This is a genomic window from Carboxylicivirga caseinilyticus (assembly GCF_050589785.1).
Classification (GTDB): domain Bacteria; phylum Bacteroidota; class Bacteroidia; order Bacteroidales; family Marinilabiliaceae; genus Carboxylicivirga; species Carboxylicivirga caseinilyticus.
On the sequence record NZ_JBNGOX010000009.1, the window covers coordinates 97,807 to 122,214 of the forward strand.

Consider the following 24,408-nt stretch of genomic DNA (forward strand, 5'->3'; position numbering starts at 1 on the left):
ATCGCTTATAAAAAAGCGACCGGAGTATTTTCCGGTCGCTGTCCACGTTCACTTACCACTCCATAACTTTATTTTTAAATAGAGCTTATTATTCCCTGTTATTTCAATTAAATAGATTCCTTTAACAAACTGACTTCTTAACAATGTTAAAGTCTTTCCTTCGATCTTTGTTTTGAAGACCTGTTCACCGGTTATGCTATACAACGATAACCAACGACTATCTTCCGGAATATTCTCAAGTTTAACAAAGGTTGGTGAATAAATTACCCGGATTTCATCTTTGAAATTATCATCAATAGCTGTTGGCTCTCCTATTTCCACAGAACCAGCTTCAACCAATAACCTTGGGTAACCTTCGTTAACGATTAAATCGGAAAAATTTAATGGTATAACCAATCCAACATTTAAACCTTGTTTAATGAATACCTCCAACCCCATCATTGTGATATCTCCACTCACACCACTAACTCCGGCTCCGGCAAATTGAAAATGATTATCCACCTGATTTGCTGAATAAGACCAGGATTGAGTGGATGTACCAGCATTATTTATATCAATACTTTCAATATTATTGGCATTAAAAGTGATGCCTCCCGACAAACTGATCACCGGAAGCATGCTAATATCTGAACTCAGATAAACAGGCAACTGTACTGATGTTCCATCAGCCGGAATGATAACATCACCCAATTGAATGGTTCCATCATAAATATTAATAATGCCCGATTGACCTTTAGATCCCCTGGGATCCGTAACCATAACAACAACCTGACCACCTTTTTCGGCCAGCAACAATCCATTCTCATCTATCGATGCTATAACCGGATTGGAAACACTCCATTGATACGGCTCAATACCTCCACTAGCATTAAAGTCCAATGTCTCACCTACCAACAACTGTCCGTTTGTTGGACGAACTGTAAGATTAGGCAAGCCCAGAATATTAAAGTATCCACGGTATGACTTGGCTTTTAAAGCTTCGTTGAACATAGCATGTTGAATATCAACCCAGGTACCACCCGAGGATCGATCATCGACTTTAAAACGAATAAAAAACAATGGACCACTTCCACGTACTTTCATCGATGAGGCAAACGAAACAGTAACTGCCCCATTTAGACTGAGATTAGCTGTTTTATTACCGATTATCTCCAGTAAACTGCCTGCATAAATCACTTCTTCGGCCTTAAGAATACTTTCGTTAAAGCCTACTCTGACTTCACCTCCCATAACATCAAAATCATCAAGACGAGAGATATTAACCGGGATGGTTACATAGTTATTCTGATAATAACTAGTATCCCTTATTCGCAGGGTAAAAGGTACGACCTCAACCCAATAATCAGCAGTATCCTTAATACCCGTGTTATCTGTAGCAATCACTTTTACTTTGCCGGGAGATACCCCTGTAACTAATCCGGTTGAACTGATGCTGGCTACCGATAAATCAGTAGTGCTCCAGGTATAGGGAGCCGTTCCTCTCGATACGTAATACTGCAGTGTTTCACCTATTGCTATTAACCCTCCGTTAGGACTAAATGAAAGATAGGGTTGCGGACTGATTGTTACACGCCCATTTGTCAGATAAAGCGGAATACCACCCTCATTAAAAATGGTTTGATTACCTGTAACAAAGTTCAGATAAACTGTACCCTGGGCTTTCAGCCTGAATTGCAAATAGGCCAATACACCTGTTCCGGTTAATGGCAAAACCCCGGCATGACTTATGGTTATTCTGCCTGCATTGGCAATGTTGGAAACCGGATTACCCCAACTTGCAGAGACAGTGCCTTCGTAGGTTGGCTCCAGAGCTTCAAGTAAGCTGGCATTATAATCGATCGAAACCTGGTAGGATAAGATATTAAGTGAGGTTAGTGAAGTATCGACATACACAGGAACACTCACAATATCACCTACCATACCTGTTTCGGTGGCAATCCGCAAACCAATATCTGCCCTGGCTGGCATTAAAAAGGCCAACCAGAGTAGTATTGTGTATAGATAATATTTATGAACTTTCATGACTCGACAGTTTATCATTTTACAACCACTTTTTGAGTAAAGACTTCGTCACCAACAACCAATCGCAGAATTACCACACCATGATAATCGTTTAATTCATCTCCACTAAAATGATATCGTCCATTATTTAAAGTTCCGCTAAACAAACTACTGATCAAAGCTCCATCCGGACTGTAAACTGACAGAACAACTTTGCTATTATCATCAGCCACATCATAATCAAACTCTATGAAACCATCTGTTGGATTAGGATAAACACTGTACAAAGCTGAAGTTTCAACAACCAGCTCTGATACAGAAGTTGCAATTGGATTTTGAATAATGGCTCCTTTACTGTTACTAATCAAATCATGTTCGTTCACTAACAATTCACCAAAATCTATTCTTGTTTCTGCCTCAACACCAGAGATTAATTCAAACTGCAAATCGGCTAATACTCCTTGAGCTGAAATATCTTCAGATGAAGCAAATGCCAGATCAATAAAACCGTTAACATTATCGATGCTGTATGCCATCATAATATTCAAATCGCCTTGATCAATTTGTTTTACCTGAAGTACAGCAGGATTGAACTGCAGTTTAATATCAGTACTTAGCAGATTACCATTATTCTCAACCATTAACCTTGATGTAAATTCGGTATCAACAGGAGATGCATCAGTCAAACTGAAGAAGATTTCCTCATTGTCAATAGATGAACCGGTGCTCTTTAGTACTTCTGCAGGGAAACTGGTGATGATACCTGCTACGTATTGCAATACCAGTGAAGCATCATAAGCTGTAATACCAGCTGTACCAGACACATCTGCTACCGATTGTTGCAAATCATTTAAGGTGATAATGCTGGCTGCATGCTGAAGAATCAACGAAGCATCATACGCCTGAATATGACCATTGAGACTGACATCACCCATTAACGGATTGGTAAATCCATCTGTTGTGAAATCAGCATAATTAACCATATTAGTTACCGCGTCACCTGTACCACCTGGATTAGATGCATGGGTTGGACCAGTATTACTGCCCCAATAATTATATCGGGCATCAATATTGAATGCCATATCTACATTCTGAACCCCGTAATTGGTGTTTCCATAAATATCGCAGTAATTAATTACAGGGTTGGAAGCTCCGGTTGCCCGCACTCCATTGGAATTGTAGATCATGCTTGAACGCGTTATGGTAGGACTGGCTTTTTCTACTGTTATGGCAGCTTCGGTATTATAATATCCGGCATAACGTATCAAACAGTTATCCAAACGGCACGAATCATCAAAAGCCTCATCTGTAAAACGCAATCCTTTCCAGTTGTAATAATTACTGGTAATGGCTTGTGGTCCGTTTGAATTAGTGTCTCCACCAAAAAAGTCGTCTTTAATATCGGTGAATACAATTACACTGTCAGCAGTATATCCTCCCTCAGCAATCAATCCTCTCTTTATCGTCATGTAGGCCCCCTGATTGAATTTACAAATCACGCCCGGATCGATGGACAGATGCACACTGGTTCCGATGGAGTAATTGCCCGAGAAGTAATACGGAATATTTGGAACACCGGCAAAGGTATTCTTCTTCAAAGTAACATCCTGAACCAGTTCCTCATTAGCCAGCACTCCAATAGCTTTATAGGTTGTACCCGAAATAACATTGTTAACAGTATCTCTTGGGAATGAAACCAAAGAAATAACCATTGGGGCATAAGTAATATCATTAAATGTACTGTTGGTCAGTGCAGGTGTTGACACTCCCCTTAGTTCGACTCCCCAGGTACAGTTCTCGAACAGCGAAGCATTGATATCCGGTGCTGCCTGTTCCATATTAATTCCACTTCTTGAATACCTGAAAATACTATTATCAACCGAACAGGAATCATCATTGGATATGTCGTTAAAAGTTATGGCCGGATAGCCTTGAATAGAAGGCCCATTTTCTGCACCATTATCATTGGTATCCATCGGGTGACCATAAGCATCGTCGCGCAAATGGGTAAATACAACCGGTTTTTCAGCCGTACCTTTTAGTTGTAGGGCACCATTTACCGAAAAAGCAGCGGTATTATTGGTTTTAAAAACGGTTCCGGCCGGCACCACAATATTAGTACCTGAGTTAACTGTTAATGTGTTGTATAGAAAATAAGTGATGTTTTCATAGCCTGCAAAATCGCGCTGAGGAATGGTATCATCTAACGAATAGGTTTCCTGAGCAATACCCAAAGCAACAATTCCAAGGTTTGATACTCCATTGTTTTCAAAAACAGGGTTGGCAAACATACTGATGATGACAGGAGCTTCACCAAGATTATTAAATTGTGAATTGGTTACAACAGCATCAGAACTACCAAAAATACCTATACCTCCATAATGACAGTTCTCTATCTGGCAACTGTCAACCTCAACAAAAGCATCAAAAATATCAACCAGACTCCTGTTTTTTCCATTACTGTAATAGGTATAACCACCGTAATTAAGAATACAGTTGTTCAGCAGGTTATCGGCTTCCAATGAAGATGCATTAAAAACAATGCGGCTCCAGTTGTTCCTTTGAGGGATCGAAACGTTACCATCATCGTTTGTATCCCCTCCTTTTGAATCATCCTTGATGGATGTAAATACAATTTTTTCGTCAGTGGTACCATTGGCATTAAGAGCACCGTTGACGGTAATACTGCTGTAATAATCTCTGAATTTAATAACAACACCCGGCGAGATACTAAGTATTGCATTATTACCAATGGTTAATTGATCAACGATATAAGCAATGTTGTAGATTCCTCCAACATCACGTTTGATCAGACTGGCTGAATTAGCTAAATTTCCTTCAAGAATAAGGATTCCGTTACTACCGTTTCCGTTTGATGCGATATCGGGAGACGTAAACGACATCAGTGGATCAGACATCAGTGACATGGCTAACGGATCGAGTCGACAGTTTTGGATGATTACACTCTCGGAACAATCAGGAGCTGAAGAACCGTCAAATCTTAAGCCATAATAGTATGAATCGCTGATTAACGAATTTGCTATATCTCCTCCTGCATCAACCCAGGTAACTACACCATAATTACTGTTACCCCCAAACAATAATCGGGTATAATCAATTGAATTAAAAGCATCATTGGATGTTCCCATATATCTGATACTGGTCCAGTTTCCGGCAGCCGGTGCTTCAGCATCTCCATCATTTTTGGTATCCTGAGGAATTCCGTAGTTATCGTCTTTGATGGATGTAAAAACAACTGAATCCGTTTCCAGCCCGGATGATTTAAATCCACCATTTACAATGATGCTTCTGTTTTGATTAAATTTCAAAACCACCCCTGATTTAACTTCTACATTAGTTCCTGAATTAATAGTCAGATCATCCAGAAGGACATATGAGATATTGTTATATCCGGCAATTGTATCCTTATCAAGCGTGGCATTAAATCCAAGTTTTTCACCAATAATACCAATGGCAGTCCAACCCGGATTTACAAAACTGTTTCCAGTAAATTCAGGGTAAGCATTGATTGATTTGGCTATCGGAGTATAGGTTGTGTTTACAAATTCATTATTCTCAACAATAGGATGCGAAGCCTGAAAAGCATAAATACCATAATGACAGTCCTTAATAATGCTGTTGGTAATTTCAGGACTAGCATTCTCCATGGTAATCTGTCCACTACTAATATATTGGGTATTGTAATATCTGCCAGGCATAGAGCCATATTGCAAACGAGTATAGTTTAACACACAATTCTCATCATCAATTGTATTTTCAAACACAATACCTCCCCAGTTCCCTATTGCAGGTACGGTTTGTGTTCCATCTTTATTGGTATCCTGAGGGTTACCAAAATTATCATCACGTACCGAAGTAAAAGTTATATAATGATCGGCGTCGCCACCGTCAGCAATCAAAGCTCCTTTTACAATAATCAGATGCGATTGACTGTATCCCTTAATTACCACGCCCGGATCAATGGTTAGTGTAATACCTTCGGGTATGGTTACCGAACCTAACAATAAATAGGTCACGTTTGGAATACCTGTAACATCACGCTGGGGCAAACTGGCACTGGCTGTCATGGTGCTGCTGATAATTCCAATGGCATCATAAGTGTTATCTGAAAAAGAAAATGAATTATCTGTAAATGTTGGAGAGGCATCCAGCGTTAAAGCAAAAGGCACCAGCGATGATGAACCGATGGTATTAAACCTGAAAGTCGGACTGGAATTAAACTCTATATATGCACCAATATAGTTATTCTCGAAGTTACAATTTTCAATGCTGGGCGAAGCATTCTGAATCCAAACCGGAGCGCGGTTACTTCGTCCTCCAAAGGAAAAGTTGGCATAACTGATACTGCACATTCCATCGTTACTACTGTCTTCAAAACGTATTGATCCCCAGTTTCCTGCAGCCGGAGGTGTAGCTGCTCCATCGTTATTGGTATCGCCTCCCAAATTATCATTTTGATAGGATGTAAAATTGATTCTTTCAGTAACTGAACCATTGGCAATTAACGCCCCCCTAACTAATATACTACCATTGTTGAATTTGAGAGTATTTCCGGCTTTTATGGTTAAAGTTGCAGCGGACTGAACATACAAGTCGCGGTTTATAACATAAGGCACTGCAACGGTATCAAGCATCATATCTCCATTCAGATAACTAAAATCGACATAAACCCCATTGAATGTATTTCCGGATATATCAACGTTATTATGATCAAAGTTTAGATTAGCTGATCCTCTGTAAACCACTGGCCATCTGCATGCTGTAATCTGGGCACTTGTGACCTGAATGTTACCGTCATTATAAATTTCCAGTCCTGCATTATTTGAATCTTTAATAACACAGTTATCATTTATGTTAATGGTTCCTCCATTACTGCTCAATGCCCCATAATAGGCATTATACGATGAGCTATATCCACCGTATTCGATGGTGGTTGCATTAAAAATGGCTGATCCACCGGATCTAACTTCGATGGTATTCCAATCTCCTTTTTGACCAAGTCCGGCTCCGGCAGACGAAGTAAAAACGACCCGCTTACCTGCGGTTCCATTCACAATTAAATCTCCATCAACTGTGATACTGGTATTAGAATTAATCTTAACCTCAACTCCTTCATTGATGGTTAAAACACCCGATGAAGTAATTTGCAGATTTGAAGTTATCAAATAAGGTGAGCCTTCAACCGTCCAGGTTGAATCGGTTGTAATATAGCCTGAAACATTGGTTTGTGCGGTTAAAACCAAGCCCATACTAATTAAAAAAACGAAAAGGGTAAAAAGTTTTTTCATATTGAGAGTATTAATTAAACAAATTACATACGCTAGATTAAGTCCTTTAAAATGGAGAGAGCATTAAAGTAATTTACAGTAATTCAGAAGTATTGTCAATGTTATGAAAAGCCTTTTTATGGGCACTTTCAGAAGAATTGATGAACTTAATTTGTATGTAGATTAACCAATACTAAAAACATGTGATCGTAAGAATTGGGATGATTGACTAATAACACCGACAATTCAAATTAACATGTATAAATTTCTAGTACGGATAAAGATTAATTATAAATTGCAGTTGAATAAAATAACATTACGGTTAAAATTCGAATTGATATTACACTTAAATCACAACGTTTTAATAAAATGTATTTCAACAGTTTAAAACATAGTGTCGTGTGAATGTCGTGTGTAATTCAGTTCAATTATTTGGAAAAAATTTAGTTGAATATAACCTTGTCAAAAATTACAAACTAATATGAAGTGTGTTTCATTCAAAGATAAATTAATAGAAGTAAGGAAAGCTAAAGGCTTAACACAAGAAGAGGTAGCTAACCTTTGTAAAATAACAGCCCGAACCATTCAACGAATAGAAACTGGTGCTGTATCACCACGTCCTTACACCATAAAATTAATCTCTGAAGTGCTTGGATTTGAATACTATTATTCAGCTAATAAGAAAAAGCTAAAAGTATTAGAAAGTGTTAAATCTGACAAAATAAGTTTCTTTAAAAGAAATAAATCAAACTATAAAAATCTGATAAAAAGTATAATAATAGTATCAACACTCATAATAGTTACAGCTGTTTTACTAGCATTTCTTTATCCAGAAGATAAATCAAGTGTAACAATTGAAAATTCTTTAATTGGTAAATGGCGATTATGTATTACTGATGATACTCCATGGGAAGACCTTTTTGAAAGAAAGGGTTATTACAGATATAAAATTATATCGACAGAAACATTTATTGTAGTTGATACAGATAGTCTAAGCAAAAACTTCTATTCATACTTTATGGGTAACTACCAAGCTTATAATGGAATATACTCAGAAACCATTCAGCATACAGATTCATGTTTTTCAATGATGGCTGATGTTACGAATATTTTCAAGTATATATTGAAAGGAGATACACTATACTTGGAAGGAACTAATAATTGCTATAATGAAATTTGGAAAAAGGTTGAATAAATTGATTATTATGAAAATAAAAACTCTAACTCTGTTTGTTTGTCTTATGATTTTTAGCCAATTAACTAAAGCTCAATACTCTAAAGATAGTCTCATTCAAGAAAACACAGATACATCTAAGGTTATTGTATTTCTTGATGGAAAACGTATTCCGCAAAAAGTCATATTGCCAAAAATTCAAGAAGGAAGTGCAAAATTTATAGGTGGAGAATGGCGTAGCCGACAATCCATATTAGTCTATGGAGAAGCTTATCGTTATGGAGTAAACTTCTTTATTACCAAAACTCTGCCCAACACTGAAAACTAAAACATTTAAGAAAATTGTAAAGTATGAAAATCCTAAACCTGCTAATGATAGTATTGCTAAATACAATAGTGTCATGTCAGTTGACTTCTAACGAATATCAAATCAATGGAATTGTCAATGATAACTTAAATGGTAAGGCAATTATGCTATTTAAATTTAAAGCCGATACCATTTGGAAAGTGGACACTGCATATATTAAGGATGGTAAATTCTTTTTCGAAGGAGAAGAAGAATTAGACGATGTCTCTATATTATCTGTTGGCAATTACCCTGATAAAGTTTTTTCAGCAGAACTAGCACTAGAAAAAGGAATCATTCATGTAAAATTAGACTCTATATCTGAGGTGAGAGGGACACCAATTAATGACAATTACAGTTCTTATAAATCAACTATTCGCAAGTATAATGATTCCATAAAAACATGTGATAAAGAAATAATTCATGATATCATCGATGCAGAATATCAATATCAGAAAAATTGGATTGCAAATAACGTGAATGTACCAACCGCACGAATGGAACTTAGGAATTGGTATTATAATATTGCCAATGACAGCTTGTTTGTGGCATTATACGAACTTATTCCTGGGGAATTACAAACCAGCCCGGATCTGAAAGAAAAATATGAGCGAACATTTGAAAGTATTGCGGCTAATAAAAAACAAAATGAATTAGTAAATCAGGAATTTATTGACTTTGAATTAATAACCCTTAACAAAAAGAAGTCTAGACTATCAGATTATATTGGCAAATCAAAGTATGTATTTCTTGAGTTTACTGCTTCGTGGTGTGGTCCATGCAGGGCCGATATACCTAATTTAAAAACACTTTATGAACAATATAAGGATAATGGCTTTGAGATCATAAGTATTTCCGTTGATGATGACTATAATCAATGGAAAAGATTTATTGAAGAAGAAGATGCACCTTGGATACACTTATCTAATCTGGAAGGAGTTCCTTCCGATTTAACCAAAGCTTATGGAGTGGATGGTGTTCCACATGGCGTATTAATAGATAGAGAAGGAAAAATTATTTCAACCAAATTAAGCGGACTCTTTTTACTGCATTTTAACACTTTAGGAGAATTATTTGAAAAGGAAAATCTGTAAGAAAAACCCGGTATTAAAAAAGCATTAATACCGGGTTAATTTTCTATTTCACAAATTCAGCTTGATTTAAATAATCATAGCTCAACTTAACACTTTCCAATGGTTCAAAGTTGTAAGCTTCTACTTCTACCACAATCTTTTTCATACCTGCTTTTTCAGCTTCCGCAAAAACAGATTCGAAATTCATTTTTCCACTTGCTCCCAGCTCCTTCTCATCTTTCACATGCCAGAACAGAAAACGACCCGGGTAGTTATTAAAGTAATCAACGGCACTCTTTCCTCCCACTTTTATCCAATACAAATCCAACTCGAAGAATACTTTATCTGGATCGGTATTTTGTAGCATGAAATCGTATCGTATCTGACCATCTACTTCTTCAAACTCTTTGTCGTGGTTATGGTAACCAAAAAGTAAACCTTTGGCTTTACATTTTTCACCTACTGCATTAAAATAATCGCAGTAACGCTTCAGGTCTTCTAAAGAGCCGTATCCTTTGCCATCCATCGATGCCTGAATGATGTATTCGGCACCGGCAGCTTTATGAGCATCAATACATTGATCCCACCAAGCCATGGCTGCTTCCCAGTTTGTTGAATCAGGTAACGGATGACCAGCATGAGATGCCGTAAACTTTAATCCGTTTTTATCCAGCAAGGCTTTGAATTCTTCAGGACTCATACCATAGAATTTTCCATCACCATAACCGGCTGCTTCAATAAAGGTATATCCTATCTCGCCCAGCTTTTGAATCGTCACGGCTGCATCTTTGCCCATGTCATCTCTAACAGACCATAGCTGCAAGCCGATATCTTTCTTTGGTTTTGACTCCTGACAACAAGCATTCATTAGCAATGAAACCATAAAAAGTAAAACACTTACTTTGATTGCCGGGGATTTCATAACTCCTTAATTTTTATATTACGGAACCATACATCATCGCCATGATCCTGCAATCCAATGTATCCTTCAGTGGCAACATCTGCCCAGTTTGGATTCAATTCAGGGAATTTACTTCCGGCAACCAGTTCATTCCATTCAGGTGTCCATAAATGATATTCCACTACAGTTTCTCCATTTTGGATATGCCAAACAGAACCTTTGTAAACTTTTATCTCAACAGAATTCCATTCGCCAGCTGGTTTTGCATTTTGTGGAACAGCAGGATATAAATCATATAATGATCCTGACATTCTGTTTCCGTCTTTACCTGCTTTAGCATCTGGATGACGTTCGTTATCCAGAACCTGCATTTCTGGCGCTGTTTTCCAGATATAATCAATACTATCACTTTCCTGACCCAGATAGAAAATACCTGAATTACCACCTTCCGATATTTTCCATTCAAGCTTCAAATGAAAATTTCCGAACTTTTTATCACCGAATAAAATATCACCACGATCTTTACCACCGGCTTCACCGCGTCCGGAACCCGGACAATGCAATGTTCCGTCTTCTGTTATATCCCATCCATTTGGGAAAGTAGTTTTATTATAGCTTCTCCAGCCATCTGATGTTTTACCATCAAACAACAGTTGCCAGCCATCAGCTTTTTCTTCTTTAGTCAATGTATTGTTTTCTTTAGGTTGTTGGCTGCAAGCCGACGAAATTATCAGAGCTAATGCAGCTAATAATAAGATTTGTTTCATTATTATATAGATTTAAGTTAGTACTGTAAATTAAGATTCATTTATATTTCGTTTCATTGTCTTTAATTTGATCAAAGTTTTAATCGCTCTAGCCGCTAAGGCTTTTCATTTCTTGTCTTGATACAAGAAACGAAACAAAGAAAATCAAGGCTACATTGTCTATGATTCCCATTAATTCATTCAACTTAAGTGCGGCCGGGTGATCTTCGAACAAGTTCTCAGCTTCCCGGTCTTACTAAAGTTCAATTTCTTAACACTCATCATTTCCAATGAGGCCACCTTTTAAGATCTATTTAGGCATTTCTGGTAATGTCCAACCATCACGATAAGTATGCTTGATTAATTCCTGTGCAAAAGCGTTGGCATTAACCGGATCCGTCCAGTCTTTATTGAATGTTGGATGTCCATCATGAATTTTAAAGCCATCGCGAATAACGGTACGTATTGTTTCATCATCACCAATATTGGTAAATCGCATGTTTTCGCCATCCCATTCCAACTCTTTATTAAGCGTTTGCAAACGAACAGCCAAAACTCCCATTACAACCATTTCGTTGAAAGGACCTGCCTCGCTAAATGGAGATAAAGTCTCAACACGATTTTCTGGTGATTCTTTACAGGCTCGTACCCAATCCATCTCGTGCGAGGTTTTAATACGAGGTTGTGTTTTAGGTACATCAGGCACTCTTCCTGACAATAACCAAGGATCCTTTCCATAACATCCGCATATCAAAGTATCTTTTGTTCCATGGAATATAACACCTCCTCCGGCATCATTCATATCTCTTCCGGCTGGCCATCCTTCCGGTTTCAAAGGTTGTAAACCTCCATCATACCAGTGTACCTCCACTTCTGGCATGTTAACTTTTGGCAGACTCTTTCTTTCTGGGAAAGTCAATCTAACACGTTGAGCTGTTGGAGCCGCATCAGTTAATAATAAAGTAGAGCTTCCTTGCGCTTTTGTAGGATATCCCAGGTTCAGACTTTTAAATACAGGGTGAAGAATATGACAAGCCATATCTCCCAATGCACCTGTTCCAAAATCCCACCATCCCCGGAAATTCCAAGGTGTATAAATAGGATTGTAAGGTCTCATCTTTGCAGGACCAATAAACAGATCCCAGTTAAACGTTTCAGGTACCGGCATCACCTCTTCTGGTCGGTTTAATCCCTGAGGCCAGATAGGACGATCGGTAAATGCTTCCACTTTGGTTACATCCCCTATTTCCCCGTTATGTATCCACTCTGTTGTTAAAGCAACTCCTTCACCCGAAGCTCCCTGGTTACCCATTTGGGTAGCTACCTTATATTTTGCGGCCAGTTTAGTCAGTAAACGTGACTCATAAACAGTGTGAGTCAGAGGCTTTTCAACATAAACATGTTTACCCATTGTAATGGCATGAGCCGCAATAATGGCGTGAGCATGATCGGCTGTAGCTACAACAACAGCATCAATTTCATCGGCCATTTCATCAAACATTACTCGCCAGTCCCAGTAACGCTTAGCTTTAGGGAAGTGCTCGAAACAGCCGCTGGCATATTTCCAGTCTACATCACACAAAGCAACAATATTTTCACTTTCCATGGCTTTCAGTACACCAAAACCACGACCGCCAATTCCAACACCGGCGATATTCAGTTTATCATTAGGTGATAGTTTGCGACGTTTAGCAAATACAGCTGAAGGCATCATAGCTAATCCTGCCGCCATCAGGCTTGTATTGGTGATAAAGCTCCTACGGCTTAATTGTGATTTTTTTGAATGTTCCATAAAATTAGATGTTAGAAGATTTATTGGATTAATTTTTAGGTCTATATGACTTGTTCTTTTTCGGCATCCCAGAAAACTTTTCTGTCTTCACGATAAGCAATGGTAGCCATATGAGCTGTTATGGCTTCTTCAAAGGCCTGATCAATATTACAGCTGGGTTGTCTGTTCATTCTGATGCACTCCAGCCATTCTTTAATATGTAGATGTGCTGTATTAACACGTTTACCTTTTACATGAGTATAGAGCAATCCACGGCTGGCAAAATATTTTTCTGTGGCCGAAGTATAAGCATCAACAGTATTTCTGCCAGGCTCATAGGTTATCATGGCTTCTTCCGGCCTGATCAAACCTGCTTCCAATTGCTTTCTGTATTGTGTTGAACCTCTGTCGGGAAATATTTCAAGGCGATTTTCCATACGCATGGTTGCATCATGGCCCATTATCACTTTGCCTCTGTAATTATCGTTGGCCAGTGAGGCACTGTACATAAATGTCAGATCACGTTCAGGATATTCAAATACAGCATGGTAAACATCCGGCACCTCTCTGCCGTCTTTAAAGAAATAGACTCCACCGGAGGCAACAGCCGAATGAGGGATACCCAAGCCGAGAACCTGGTTAATCGCATCGTACTCATGCGTTAATAAGTCACCTCCCAAACCGGTTCCATAATCCCACCAACAGCGCCAGCGGAAGAATCTTTCGAGACTAAACGGATGAGCATTGGTTGGCTCAATAAACTGCTTCCAATCAACAGTTTGCGGATTGGCATCGGGATGGATCGGATACACCCAGGCTCCGTTCGGATCATTTCGGTTGGTACAAACCTCAATCAAAGATATTTTGCCCAATATATTTTTATCAATCAACTGTTTGGCTTTTCGGAAAGAAGCTGTCTGACGCCCCTGATGACCTAACTGTAAAACTACGTTTGATTGTTTGATTACGTTACGTAAAGCATATGCTTCTTCTACCGTTCGGGTCAATCCTTTTTCAACATAAATATGTTTGCCGGCTTTGGCAGCATCCATTGCCATTTGAGCATGCCAGTGATCAGGTGTTGCAATGATTACGGCATCAACATCCGATGCATTTATTAAGTCACGATAGTTTTGGTAACGTTTAGCTTTAATATTCAGGCTATCTTTAGCAATACCTTTTTTTGCATTTGCTGATGCCAGTAAAGCATAGTCTGCATGAATATCAAATATATCGCAAACAGCTGTAATCTCAATTTGCAAATCATCCTGACTCAGATAATCCTGAAAACGGGTATCATCAGAATTTCTTTCTGCACTCGAAGCCCAATCCTTCAATACATCAGGATGTGCAAATCCGGCTGCTTCCAATAACTGTCGGCCTCTAATACCTGAACCTATTATTCCAATCCGGATAACACGATCACTTCCAGAAGAAACAGGATCAGGATCGTCATATAAATTTAAACCTAAATCATCAGCTATACGATATGTCTGTTCCTCGCGATATTGAAGTTTTTCTGAAAGACCATAGGCGAAAGCTCCTAAAACAGGAACAGTCGCCAATGTTTTAATGATATCCCGACGGTTGTATTTTTTTTGATTATTATCCATTGATTGAATTCTTATGCTTAAACAATAACCTGTCAAAACCAATAAATTGACTGGTTGGAACGAAATATAAAACCATTAACACGACTGCGAATATGAGGTTTTTATCTACCCACAATACATGGTCGCTGGTTAAGTGGAAATTCTGGGAAGCTACTGTTGGCGGGTATGACACGTAATACAATAGTACCAATATCACCCCTGATAAGGATGCCACTTTAGACAAACAGCCAAGTATCAAGCCAAGTCCAATGGCAATCAGCCCCCAGGTGTTTAAAAAATCAACTGCTTTAAGTAATGATGCATTTTCGGCAAGAGCCAGCCATACATTTTTAAGCAGTCCATGCGAATTCATTAAATAAGCATAAGAACTCCAATTCGGATCAAGAAATTTTACAATGCCTTCGTACAAAAAGTACCAACCCATCAGCACCCGTAAAACAGCAAGAAAAGAGAGTTGTTTTGGATTAAAATTAGATTTAGTTGCCATAAAGACACATTCTTTTAAAGTTAGATGTCATTTAAAATTAAGTATTTATAACAAAACAAAAAATTACATTGTCAACGAATTTTAAGAATCGTTGATTAGTGTACTCTTTTGTCAGGTATTTTCAATTAATCTTTCTAATACACTTCCAATTCACTTATTGATGTGGCATATTCAATCCCCAGATGTGCATTGGCAGCATCTTTCTCTATTCCCCCTGCGTGCCCTATAATTCTGATTCCTCTTGTTTGAATAGTATCAAATTGGATGGTAAAATCCTGATAAGCTGGTTTCATCCATTGATTATTATCCGTATTTAATTCAGGATATATTTTTTTCTCATCAACCTCTTTCCATTCCTTATCCTCAAGATATTCAATTCTAAAATCTGTAAACCAACCATAAAATTCCCCGGGTTTACCATTATTATAAATTAATGTTGAGATTGACTGAGGCTCATCCCATAAATATCCATAGTAATCGGTAGCCTGTTCATGATTGTTCTTGAGACTCATATAGCCAGTTCTATCATTTCCGTCTCTGATTACCTCTATATCTTTATTTGTAGAAGTTGTATTAAATAATATCTCAGACGCTGTCAGAGCTTTGTTATTATCGAAAACATTCAGGTGAACCTTCCTTTCAATCTTATTGTCGAGATTTGAAGCTATCATCGTAAATGAATAATCACCTTCTTGCTCAGGAGTGCCAGACAGGCAACCATCCTGATAAATGATACCAGCAGGTAAATTGCCAATTATTTCAATTTGTTTTTCTAATGAGCCTGCATAAACAGGATATTCCCAATATTGTCCAACCCGAAGGGATTGCAGTGGTATCGGGTTAAATTCAAACGGAGCAACGAATCTGGATTTAGAAGCAATTTTATAATACTTCTTTCCATCCTTTTCGAATATTTCTCCACCATTCGCTAAAATGATCTTTTCTGCCTGTAATATGGTTCGTTCTGCCAACTCTGTTATTTTAGCATCCGAAAGACCTTCGCGGGTAATCATCCGATAAGAATCATTGAATGGGAGCTCCCATTTCATATCCTTTATCGGAAACATTAATTCCTCAGGAATACTTTTAAATCCATTTACGATACCCAGCAAACCACACATGGTTGCAGCCTGATTATCAGCATCCATACCAAAAGCACAGGCATAATCAAGTGTCATCTGAAAATCTCCCTGCCCGTAAAGTAATGCCATTACACCCAATGCCCCATTTAGTGTAGCATCAACCGCTGCCCAAGAGTGACGGTTATAATCCTCAATTCTATAGTACTTCTCAACTACATTAGCCCTCGCCTTTTGCCATTCTTCAGGGTATAGTTGATATTGTTCCTTTACAAACTCAACTGCCTTTGCAAAACGACTGTTAACAGGCAACGCGCAGATTCCAATCTCTATTAATTCGTTGATGTCTTTTTCGAAAAAAGCTGCACTATACATGGCAGCATAATGTAAAGTGGGTTCTAATCCAAAATCATCACTTGTGATACGGGCAGCATATTCCGATTTAGCTACGGCATAATTAATCATCCCAGGAGCTGTAACTGCCCATATTTCGTTTACCAATTGCGGATCAATCTGAAACCATTCACAGTTAAACTGTTTATTACCTGTAACGGGTGGATAATGACCCGCATTCATTAACGTCACTGCCATTCGATTGGCAAACCAGATACGTTCTTTAACATGAGTTTTCCAGGCTTCTGCCAGGTCAAAGTAAGTCGGTTCAATACCTTTCTTCTCCATAATAGACAGATACATGTATTCAATATCAGTATCATCATCAGAAAAGGCACCATCATATTTTTTCAGATCAGCCAATGTAAAGGAGTACCCATAAGGAAATTGATCAGGACCAGGTTCATCTATGTATTTAAATTCATATCCCAATCCGTATGTATTACCAATAATCTGCCCAATCCATGATGCATAAACGGCATCTTTGTATTCATCAGCCGATATAATTTTGGATGGTTCCTCCGCAACATTACATGCAACCAAAAACAAAATGAATAGATTGGATAAGGTGTTTTTCATAGATTCTTCAGAACTTTCGATAATATTAACTGATATATCACAGTTTCCCCAAAAATCAACCTCACTTTAAACTCATATTACAATAAAACCTTTCTATTTACTCACATTTATTTTTAGATGTACCTTATATGTAAATGAATTTTTACAATATGCTTTTGATTAGTTATTATTGTATTTTGAATCCAAAACGGCTTAAAGCAGTATGAAAAAATCTTTTCTAATACTCTTATATATACATCTTTCTACATTGGCTTTTGCCAGCGTTACAACAGAGCTTGACTCCCTTTTTATTGTGTTAAATAAAACAATGAGTGAGCGTAGTAAATACCAAGCCATTAAAGAGAATAAGATTAATGGATTAAAAAGCTTATTGAATGAAAGTGAACTGACTGCAGCCCGTGAATTTTATGTTAACAATCGTTTATTAATCGAATATCTCCCTTTTAATTTTGATTCGGCGGTTCATTACATTGACCGAAACCTGGAACTGGCGAGACTATATGACAACAGGGAATTTAAAAACGAAACCAATTTACACCTTGCTAATTTGCTGGCATTCTCTGGCCGATATCTCGAAGCCCTTGATGTGGTTAAAAAAGTTGATTCTAAAAAAATCAATAAAGAGCAAAAACAGGAATATTACAGCATTTTTACCAAAATATACTCTGAGTTATTTCTTTTTACGCCAGCCAAAGAAAACATTGAATTGTATCGAGCGGAATATCATGCCTATGCTGACACTTTATTAAAATTTCTTGATCCCTCGAGTGAAGAATATCTGGCCATCAAAGAAAAGGAATACCGTGATAACCGAAATATGATTGACTGTAAACGAATCAATACCCAAAGACTGGCTATGGCAGAATCGGGTACGCGAATCTATTCAATGATCACCTTTGAAAGAGCTATTTTATACAAGATGGAGCATGATCTGGAATCAGCTAAAAAATACCTGATTCTTTCAGCCATTTCGGATATTAAGGCAGCGGTTAAGGATAACGCTTCTCTCACCGATCTGGCCATGATACTTTTCAACGAAGACAATATTGACGATGCCTACCGGTATATAATGTTTTCGTTCGAAGATGCTGCTTTTTATAATTCACGACTACGATATGTACAGATTTCCAATATTTTACCACTTATATCAGAAGCTTATCAACTAAAAACAAATCGTCAGAAAAGCGAACTCAGAAGGTATCTAATAACCATTAGTTTATTAAGTATTATATTATTGATTGCCATCATTGCAATTTTCACACAGATAAAATCATTACGAAATGCAAAAGATGAATTGATTAAGGTAAATGATCGCCTCAGGGAACTAAATGATGAATTACAAACCGCCAACACCGAGTTGTACACACTAAATCACGACTTAGTTGAATCTGATATGGTAAAGGAACATTACATTGGCAGCTTTCTGGCTATTTGTTCTGATTATATTGATAAGCTTGACGACTTTAGAAAAATGGTCAATAAAAATATTGTTGGCCATAAAGTGGAAGAGCTCTACACAACAACCAAGTCCCGCAAATTGATTGAGAAGGAGGTGGATGATTTTTATAATAGCTTTGATAATATCTTCCTGCATCTATTCCCCGATTTTGTTGATCAAATCAATAATCTATTACTGGAGGATGAAAAGATTGAGTTAAAGAAGGACGAACCCCTTCCAACCGAGATTCGCATATTTGCACTTATCAGATTGGGAATCAAGGACAGTTCAAAAATTGCTCATTTATTGCGATATTCTGTTAATACCATTTATAACTACCGCGTTAAAATCAAAAATAAAGCGGCTGTACCTCGCGAAGAATTTGAAGATTATATTATGAAAATAGGATCGAAGATTATTTGATTTCTCATATAAGATAAGATTGTAAATACTCTTTTTATTAACTCTTTTGCACTTCAAATAGAACTATTAATGTCGCAGAGTATTTATATATTTAAATAGTACGATACTCAAAGTCTGATAAAAAAATGTAATTTTAACTCAATTATTTGTGCATGAGGACTGTTCGCCATCTATTAACCAATCAGTCGTAAATGAAACTTCGAAGTCTTTTAAAAGATAAAAACAATATCCAGGATATTGAGTTTAACAAAAGAATAACCAATATTGGCTTAATTTCCTTGACAATTTTAGTTGTACCTCTGATAATATATATACATATTATAAATCGTCAAAGTAATTTTTATCATCCACTATCTACAATTTCTAATATTATTTTAATTGTTATACTTATTCTACACACACTCTTTTTTAAGAAAGTTCCTTATAAAATAAAAAGATTTCTACTGGTCATCATCATGTTCTTTTTTGCTTTAAAGGCAGTTTACATGGCCAATATTGAATTTATGTCAAGTATTTTCATAGTTCTTATTACCTACTATGTTCTAACATCACCTCCAAAAACATCCATTTTAATTATATCTTTTGTGGTGATATTATTTATAGCTTTTCCAATATTATTTCATTATAAAATCATATCATTTTATTATAATGCAGATAATTACCACAACGACATAGCGATTATAATTATGCGAATTGGCAACAACATGCTTGCTATTGGTTTTATGACAACTTTAATCTTTTATGTTTTTGCAAATAATAAAAAAAATATAGCCTTACTTGAGTCAAATATTGATGAGATTGTTGAACTAAACGAAAAGTTAAAACAGGAAATAAATGATAGAAAAACAGCTGAAACATTGGCTGTTCAACAGGCACACAATTATCTTACTTTATTCAATAACAGTTTCGATGGTTTTATTCTTTCATCAGAAGATCACAGAATTTTGGAAGTCAACCAATCAATTCTTAAGATATCGGGTTTTGAAAGACATGAATTAATCAATAACAACCTCTTTAAAATACTTGACTATCAATACAATGATACAATTGAAAAAATAAAGAATATTGCCCTCACAGGTGTTGAAACTGGTCCTGTTGTTTTAGAAACGAAAACGAAAAATAACGATAAACTTATAATACAGATTCAAGCTGTTGCTATTAAGAATCAGAATAACTATAATTTCTTATCCATTATTAAAGATGTTACTAAACAACATATTTTCCTGGAAGAGTTAGGTAAAAGAGAACAGTTATACCGAACTCTATTTGAACAAACAAATGAATCCATTTTAATAATGAATGGAAAAACTGTTGTGGACTGTAATGCTGTAGCAAAAAAACTATATAATATTGAGAATACGATAAACAGCCATACCGAACTTCCATACACAAGTATAGACAATGAATTTGATGAATCTAACAATTCAATTTTTTTACACGAGAAAGTAGTTTTAACATTAGCTGGTCAGCCACAATCTTTTGAATGGAAACACACCTTTGCAGATAAAAGGGATGCGATTTATACAATGGTGAACCTACAAGAATTAAAAGTACTCGGACCAGATTATTACATGGTTGTTGAAAAAGACATTACTGATCAGAAAAAAAATCAAAACTTAGTTCTTAATTCAATTATTCAAACAGAAGAAAATGAGAGAAAGAGAATATCCTCTGACCTTCATGATGGTATTGGTCCATTACTTACAACTATAAAACTATATACACAGGCGTTATCTGATTCAAAAGATATTGAGCAACAAAATATGATAAAAAATAAATTAATCATATTGATAGAAGATGCTGTGAATAGTATTTCTGAGATTTCATTTAACATCAGTCCTCATATTCTGCTTAATTACGGTGTTGTTGCAGCTATTAATTCTTTCATCGAAAAATTTTCAATACACGAAAAATTACAAATTGAATTTATACATGATACAATAGAAAGATTTGATGAGCATATTGAAATAACTATTTACCGTTTATTTTGTGAATTAATCAATAATACACTTAAGCATGCTAATGCAACTAAAGTGACATTCAAATTAATAGAGAATAACACCTCAATACAATTGCAATACAAGGATAATGGTATCGGATTTGACACGAATAAAATAAAAGTAACAAGAAAAGGAATGGGACTGGAAAATTTTCGGAGCAGAATTCAGTCCTTTAATGGATTATTTTTATTAAAAAGCAAACCTGGAAATGGATTTTTCGTTAATATTATATTACCAAAAGTTAGTTGATGATTAACATTGCGATTGTTGATGACCATGAAATGTTTATTGAAGGCTTGGTGTTAGTGCTAAGTCAAGTTGATAATTTTAATGTTGTTGCCACTTTTTCATCTGGAGATGAGTTTCTTTCATCCATAGAATCCTTAACAATTGATATTGTACTAATGGATATCAATATGACGGGGAAAAGCGGTATTGAAACAACAAAGATCTGTAAAGTCAAAAAACCTGAGGTAAGAATTATAGCTGTCACAATGTTTGTCGAAGACTCTTATTATATGCAAATGATTAATGCTGGAGCTCACGGTTTCATTTTAAAGAAAGCAGGAAAATTTGAGTTGACTCAGGCTATTAATGAAGTGTATAAAGGGGGAAATTATTTTTCTCAAGAGATACTTAAGAAAATGGCATTCAAAGCCATTTCAAAAAAAGAAGACGATCCGGATCAGTTATCTTCCCGTGAAGTTGAAGTCTTGCAGTTAATTTGTAAAGGAATGTCAACCAAAGAAATCTCAGAAAGACTATTTCTAAGTACTAAAACGGTTGAAGTACATCGATCCAACATACTAAAAAAAACAAACCAAAAGAACGTTGCCCAATTGGTAATTTGGGCACTAAAACACAATTATTGCTCTTTATAAGAAATCTATCCTGATTTAATTCTTACTTCCAATCTTCACTAAATATTGATATTGTGACACTTACAACATGTCGCATTAAATATCTAACTAATATTCATCGCTTTTTCTTAATGCCTCTAAGGGTTTTCCCTTATAATAATTAGGTGGTTTTTTACTGCCTTTTACCTACTTACCCTCAATAGTGGATCTGTTCTACTTTACAACTTTGTATCGTAAAATATGATCTATGTCAAATTCATTAAAAATTAGCATTGTAGACGATAATAAATTCTTCAGGGAAGGATTACGTTTTTTTATAGAATCAGAAACGGATTGGACGATTACTCAGGAAGAAGAATCTGGTCTCAGTCTTATTGATAAAGGATTTTTAATCATTCCGGATATTGTTTTAATGGATATTAATATGCCAAAGTTAAATGGTATTGAAACAACTTTTAACCTCTTAAATGGCTATTCCAGAACTGAAATTAAATTCATTGCCATTACGTTACATTCAGACAGATACCATATTGAAGCACTAATTAAAGCGGGTTTCAGAGGTTGCATATTAAAAAAGGATGTTTACTCCGAGCTCAAACAAGCAGTTGAAAAAGTACACACTAATGGTCTCTATTTCAAACACTCATCCATCAGGAAATTACAAAATAAATTATAAACTAATTTAAACGAAAATGAAAAGAATTATTGCCTTCTCTTTTTTTGTGACATTAATAATGTTAACAAATCAAATAGTTGCACAAGCAACTTGGGAGCCTCAAATGAAAATTACCGGTTACATCTCAACTGAATTCAATTATTTTGATGATTTAAAAGGTTATGAAAACAATTATGGTGTAGCCTTGTCCGAAGCTGGATTTCTTACTAACTACAAACCTATAAAGGACTTAACGTTCAAATCTGTATTTGTTTATCGTCCTGATTTTAGTTTTGATCAGATGTTAAATGAAGCTAATATTGAATATACTGCTTCTAATCAAATGAATTTAAAGGTAGGACGATTTTTAACACCTCTAAGTCCAATGAATACCTATTACTATGCTCCGGTAAATACAAGTGCTACTCTTCCTGTATTGATATCTAACCATGAATTTTTCCCTTTAAACATTGATGGTCTATCCATTAACGGATCTCTTGGAGAAGAATTTAAATTTAACTATGATCTTTTTGCGGGAGGATATCGCAATACAACCTGGATGAAAACTGGTGCCGTAGGATTTTTTGGTGACGAAGTGGCCTACTACAAAACACTTGTTAACAGTACTTACACTGTCGATCCAAGCTATAACAACACATATAATATTGCATTTGGAGGAAACGCCGGATTTTCGATTAACGATTGGGCCATAATTGGTGCAAGTATTTTCATCCCAAAGAAGGAGATAATGCCAATCTATATTCCATCAATGAATGCAACTATTCATAGGGAATCTGAGAAAATTACTTATGGAATGAATTTCAGATTTAAATACAATAACACACGAATTATTGGAGAGTTATGGAATGGTGATATGACAATTGATCAAGACAATATTGATTTACAAGGTTCATTCATTGAAGTGAGTCAAATGATTAATAAAGTTACACCATATGCAAGATTTGAAGCCCAAACAACCAATGACATTGATTTTAACCGATATACTATCGGCGCTTCATACAAGCCAATATTTGAAGCAACATTTAAGCTTGAGTACATTAACTATCAACACGATGCTCAAAATATTAATGGTTTAGTGTTCGCTTTTATTTATTCTTTTTAAAATTTTCATCATGAAAAAAATTATTCTATTATTCACTTTCATGTTAATAGTGTTTGCCGGAGAAACACTAGCACAATCATATAAAGTAATTGTTAACAACACTAATAGCGTATCTACAATTTCTAAAAAAGACCTATCACAAATCTTTCTAAAGAAAAAAACAAAATGGGAAAATGGTGTAGGTATTTCTCCCGTAGATCTTACAATTAATTCAAGTACAAGAGAATTATTTACGACAGAAGTTCATAACAAAAAGATTTCAGCAATTAGAAGCTACTGGCAACAGGCCATTTTCTCAGGTGCAGCAACTGCTCCTGTAGAAAAAGGAGCTGACAAAGAAGTTATTGAGTACGTAAAAAATAATGCTGGTGCAATTGGATACATTTCAGGTTCAAGTGATGCAAGTGGAGTTAAAGTAATTACTATCAGCAATTAATTATTATGAGAACGTTGCATAA

The 24,408-nt window shown here is 36.1% G+C and carries 17 protein-coding genes; 9 read left to right on the forward strand and 8 right to left on the reverse strand.

Going from position 1 to position 24,408, the window contains the following annotated elements; translation table 11 throughout:
• Positions 1–48: 48 nt before the first annotated feature.
• The gene (locus tag ACRD62_RS06935; protein ID WP_430819407.1) at positions 49–2,022 is read right to left on the reverse strand and encodes an Ig-like domain-containing protein; all 1,974 of its coding nucleotides are present in this window, start codon (positions 2,020–2,022) and stop codon (positions 49–51) included.
• A 14-nt stretch (positions 2,023–2,036) separates the two neighbouring features.
• Positions 2,037–7,310: a right-handed parallel beta-helix repeat-containing protein gene (locus tag ACRD62_RS06940; protein WP_430819408.1), complete on the reverse strand. Its 5,274-nt coding sequence runs from the start codon at positions 7,308–7,310 to the stop codon at positions 2,037–2,039.
• Positions 7,311–7,770: 460 nt separating this feature from the next.
• Here ACRD62_RS06940 and ACRD62_RS06945 point away from each other — a divergent pair, with 460 nt between their 5' ends.
• Genes ACRD62_RS06945 through ACRD62_RS06955 form a run of 3 tightly spaced genes read left to right on the forward strand, consistent with a single transcriptional unit; the run spans position 7,771 to position 9,903 of the window.
• The gene (locus ACRD62_RS06945) at positions 7,771–8,484 is read left to right on the forward strand and encodes a helix-turn-helix domain-containing protein (protein ID WP_430819409.1); all 714 of its coding nucleotides are present in this window, start codon (positions 7,771–7,773) and stop codon (positions 8,482–8,484) included.
• On the forward strand, positions 8,459–8,791 hold the full coding sequence (locus ACRD62_RS06950) for a hypothetical protein (RefSeq protein ID WP_430819410.1): 333 nt from the start codon (positions 8,459–8,461) through the stop codon (positions 8,789–8,791). Before ACRD62_RS06945 ends, ACRD62_RS06950 begins: the two co-directional genes overlap by 26 nt.
• 23 nt (positions 8,792–8,814) lie before the next feature.
• The gene (locus ACRD62_RS06955) at positions 8,815–9,903 is read left to right on the forward strand and encodes a redoxin domain-containing protein (RefSeq protein ID WP_430819411.1); all 1,089 of its coding nucleotides are present in this window, start codon (positions 8,815–8,817) and stop codon (positions 9,901–9,903) included.
• Positions 9,904–9,946: 43 nt separating this feature from the next.
• Here the strand turns inward: ACRD62_RS06955 and ACRD62_RS06960 are convergent, their stop codons facing one another.
• The 6 genes from ACRD62_RS06960 to ACRD62_RS06985 form a co-directional block, all read right to left on the reverse strand.
• Positions 9,947–10,804: a sugar phosphate isomerase/epimerase family protein gene (locus tag ACRD62_RS06960; protein ID WP_430819412.1), complete on the reverse strand. Its 858-nt coding sequence runs from the start codon at positions 10,802–10,804 to the stop codon at positions 9,947–9,949.
• Complete coding sequence (locus ACRD62_RS06965) at positions 10,801–11,550, reverse strand: 3-keto-disaccharide hydrolase (protein WP_430819413.1); 750 nt, start codon at positions 11,548–11,550, stop codon at positions 10,801–10,803. Before ACRD62_RS06965 ends, ACRD62_RS06960 begins: the two co-directional genes overlap by 4 nt.
• Before the next feature lie 289 nt (positions 11,551–11,839).
• Complete coding sequence (locus ACRD62_RS06970; protein ID WP_430819414.1) at positions 11,840–13,321, reverse strand: glycoside 3-dehydrogenase; 1,482 nt, start codon at positions 13,319–13,321, stop codon at positions 11,840–11,842.
• Positions 13,322–13,362: 41 nt separating this feature from the next.
• Positions 13,363–14,913, reverse strand: a complete 1,551-nt coding sequence (locus tag ACRD62_RS06975) for a Gfo/Idh/MocA family protein (RefSeq protein ID WP_430819415.1) — start codon at positions 14,911–14,913, stop codon at positions 13,363–13,365.
• On the reverse strand, positions 14,906–15,400 hold the full coding sequence (locus ACRD62_RS06980) for a DoxX family protein (RefSeq protein ID WP_430819416.1): 495 nt from the start codon (positions 15,398–15,400) through the stop codon (positions 14,906–14,908). Before ACRD62_RS06980 ends, ACRD62_RS06975 begins: the two co-directional genes overlap by 8 nt.
• Before the next feature lie 134 nt (positions 15,401–15,534).
• Positions 15,535–17,451 (reverse strand): ADP-ribosylglycohydrolase family protein, encoded by a 1,917-nt coding sequence (locus ACRD62_RS06985; protein WP_430819417.1) that lies wholly within the window; start codon positions 17,449–17,451, stop codon positions 15,535–15,537.
• 202 nt (positions 17,452–17,653) lie between these two features.
• On the opposite strand from ACRD62_RS06985, the gene susR reads away from it, so the two are divergent.
• The 6 genes from susR (at position 17,654) to ACRD62_RS07015 (ending at position 24,386) form a co-directional block, all read left to right on the forward strand.
• A complete protein-coding gene (gene susR, locus ACRD62_RS06990) occupies positions 17,654–19,312 on the forward strand; it encodes a SusR family glycan utilization regulator (protein ID WP_430819418.1) in 1,659 nt (552 codons plus the stop codon).
• Between the two features lie 278 nt (positions 19,313–19,590).
• Positions 19,591–21,561, forward strand: coding sequence for a sensor histidine kinase (locus ACRD62_RS06995; RefSeq protein ID WP_430819419.1), 1,971 nt, complete (start codon positions 19,591–19,593; stop codon positions 21,559–21,561).
• Positions 21,561–22,193: a response regulator gene (locus ACRD62_RS07000; protein ID WP_430819420.1), complete on the forward strand. Its 633-nt coding sequence runs from the start codon at positions 21,561–21,563 to the stop codon at positions 22,191–22,193. The genes ACRD62_RS06995 and ACRD62_RS07000 overlap by 1 nt, the downstream gene beginning before the upstream one ends.
• Positions 22,194–22,419: 226 nt before the next feature.
• A complete protein-coding gene (locus ACRD62_RS07005; RefSeq protein ID WP_430819421.1) occupies positions 22,420–22,848 on the forward strand; it encodes a response regulator in 429 nt (142 codons plus the stop codon).
• Positions 22,849–22,864: 16 nt separating this feature from the next.
• Complete coding sequence (locus tag ACRD62_RS07010; protein WP_430819422.1) at positions 22,865–23,950, forward strand: hypothetical protein; 1,086 nt, start codon at positions 22,865–22,867, stop codon at positions 23,948–23,950.
• Positions 23,951–23,960: 10 nt separating this feature from the next.
• Positions 23,961–24,386: a substrate-binding domain-containing protein gene (locus ACRD62_RS07015; RefSeq protein ID WP_430819423.1), complete on the forward strand. Its 426-nt coding sequence runs from the start codon at positions 23,961–23,963 to the stop codon at positions 24,384–24,386.
• Positions 24,387–24,408: the final 22 nt, after the last annotated feature.

What these genes read in the sequence shown, in the direction of transcription:
- ACRD62_RS06945 (WP_430819409.1), top strand. Translation starts at nt 7,771, where the DNA reads ATGAAGTGTGTTTCATTCAAAGATAAATTAATAGAAGTAAGGAAAGCT.
- ACRD62_RS07005 (WP_430819421.1), top strand. Translation starts at nt 22,420, where the DNA reads ATGTCAAATTCATTAAAAATTAGCATTGTAGACGATAATAAATTCTTC.
- ACRD62_RS06960 (WP_430819412.1), bottom strand. Translation starts at nt 10,804, where the DNA reads ATGAAATCCCCGGCAATCAAAGTAAGTGTTTTACTTTTTATGGTTTCA.
- ACRD62_RS06955 (WP_430819411.1), top strand. Translation starts at nt 8,815, where the DNA reads ATGAAAATCCTAAACCTGCTAATGATAGTATTGCTAAATACAATAGTG.
- ACRD62_RS06950 (WP_430819410.1), top strand. Translation starts at nt 8,459, where the DNA reads ATGAAATTTGGAAAAAGGTTGAATAAATTGATTATTATGAAAATAAAA.
- ACRD62_RS06935 (WP_430819407.1), bottom strand. Translation starts at nt 2,022, where the DNA reads ATGAAAGTTCATAAATATTATCTATACACAATACTACTCTGGTTGGCC.
- ACRD62_RS07015 (WP_430819423.1), top strand. Translation starts at nt 23,961, where the DNA reads ATGAAAAAAATTATTCTATTATTCACTTTCATGTTAATAGTGTTTGCC.
- ACRD62_RS07000 (WP_430819420.1), top strand. Translation starts at nt 21,561, where the DNA reads ATGATTAACATTGCGATTGTTGATGACCATGAAATGTTTATTGAAGGC.
- susR (WP_430819418.1), top strand. Translation starts at nt 17,654, where the DNA reads ATGAAAAAATCTTTTCTAATACTCTTATATATACATCTTTCTACATTG.
- ACRD62_RS06980 (WP_430819416.1), bottom strand. Translation starts at nt 15,400, where the DNA reads ATGGCAACTAAATCTAATTTTAATCCAAAACAACTCTCTTTTCTTGCT.
- ACRD62_RS06940 (WP_430819408.1), bottom strand. Translation starts at nt 7,310, where the DNA reads ATGAAAAAACTTTTTACCCTTTTCGTTTTTTTAATTAGTATGGGCTTG.
- ACRD62_RS06970 (WP_430819414.1), bottom strand. Translation starts at nt 13,321, where the DNA reads ATGGAACATTCAAAAAAATCACAATTAAGCCGTAGGAGCTTTATCACC.
- ACRD62_RS06965 (WP_430819413.1), bottom strand. Translation starts at nt 11,550, where the DNA reads ATGAAACAAATCTTATTATTAGCTGCATTAGCTCTGATAATTTCGTCG.
- ACRD62_RS06985 (WP_430819417.1), bottom strand. Translation starts at nt 17,451, where the DNA reads ATGAAAAACACCTTATCCAATCTATTCATTTTGTTTTTGGTTGCATGT.
- ACRD62_RS07010 (WP_430819422.1), top strand. Translation starts at nt 22,865, where the DNA reads ATGAAAAGAATTATTGCCTTCTCTTTTTTTGTGACATTAATAATGTTA.
- ACRD62_RS06975 (WP_430819415.1), bottom strand. Translation starts at nt 14,913, where the DNA reads ATGGATAATAATCAAAAAAAATACAACCGTCGGGATATCATTAAAACA.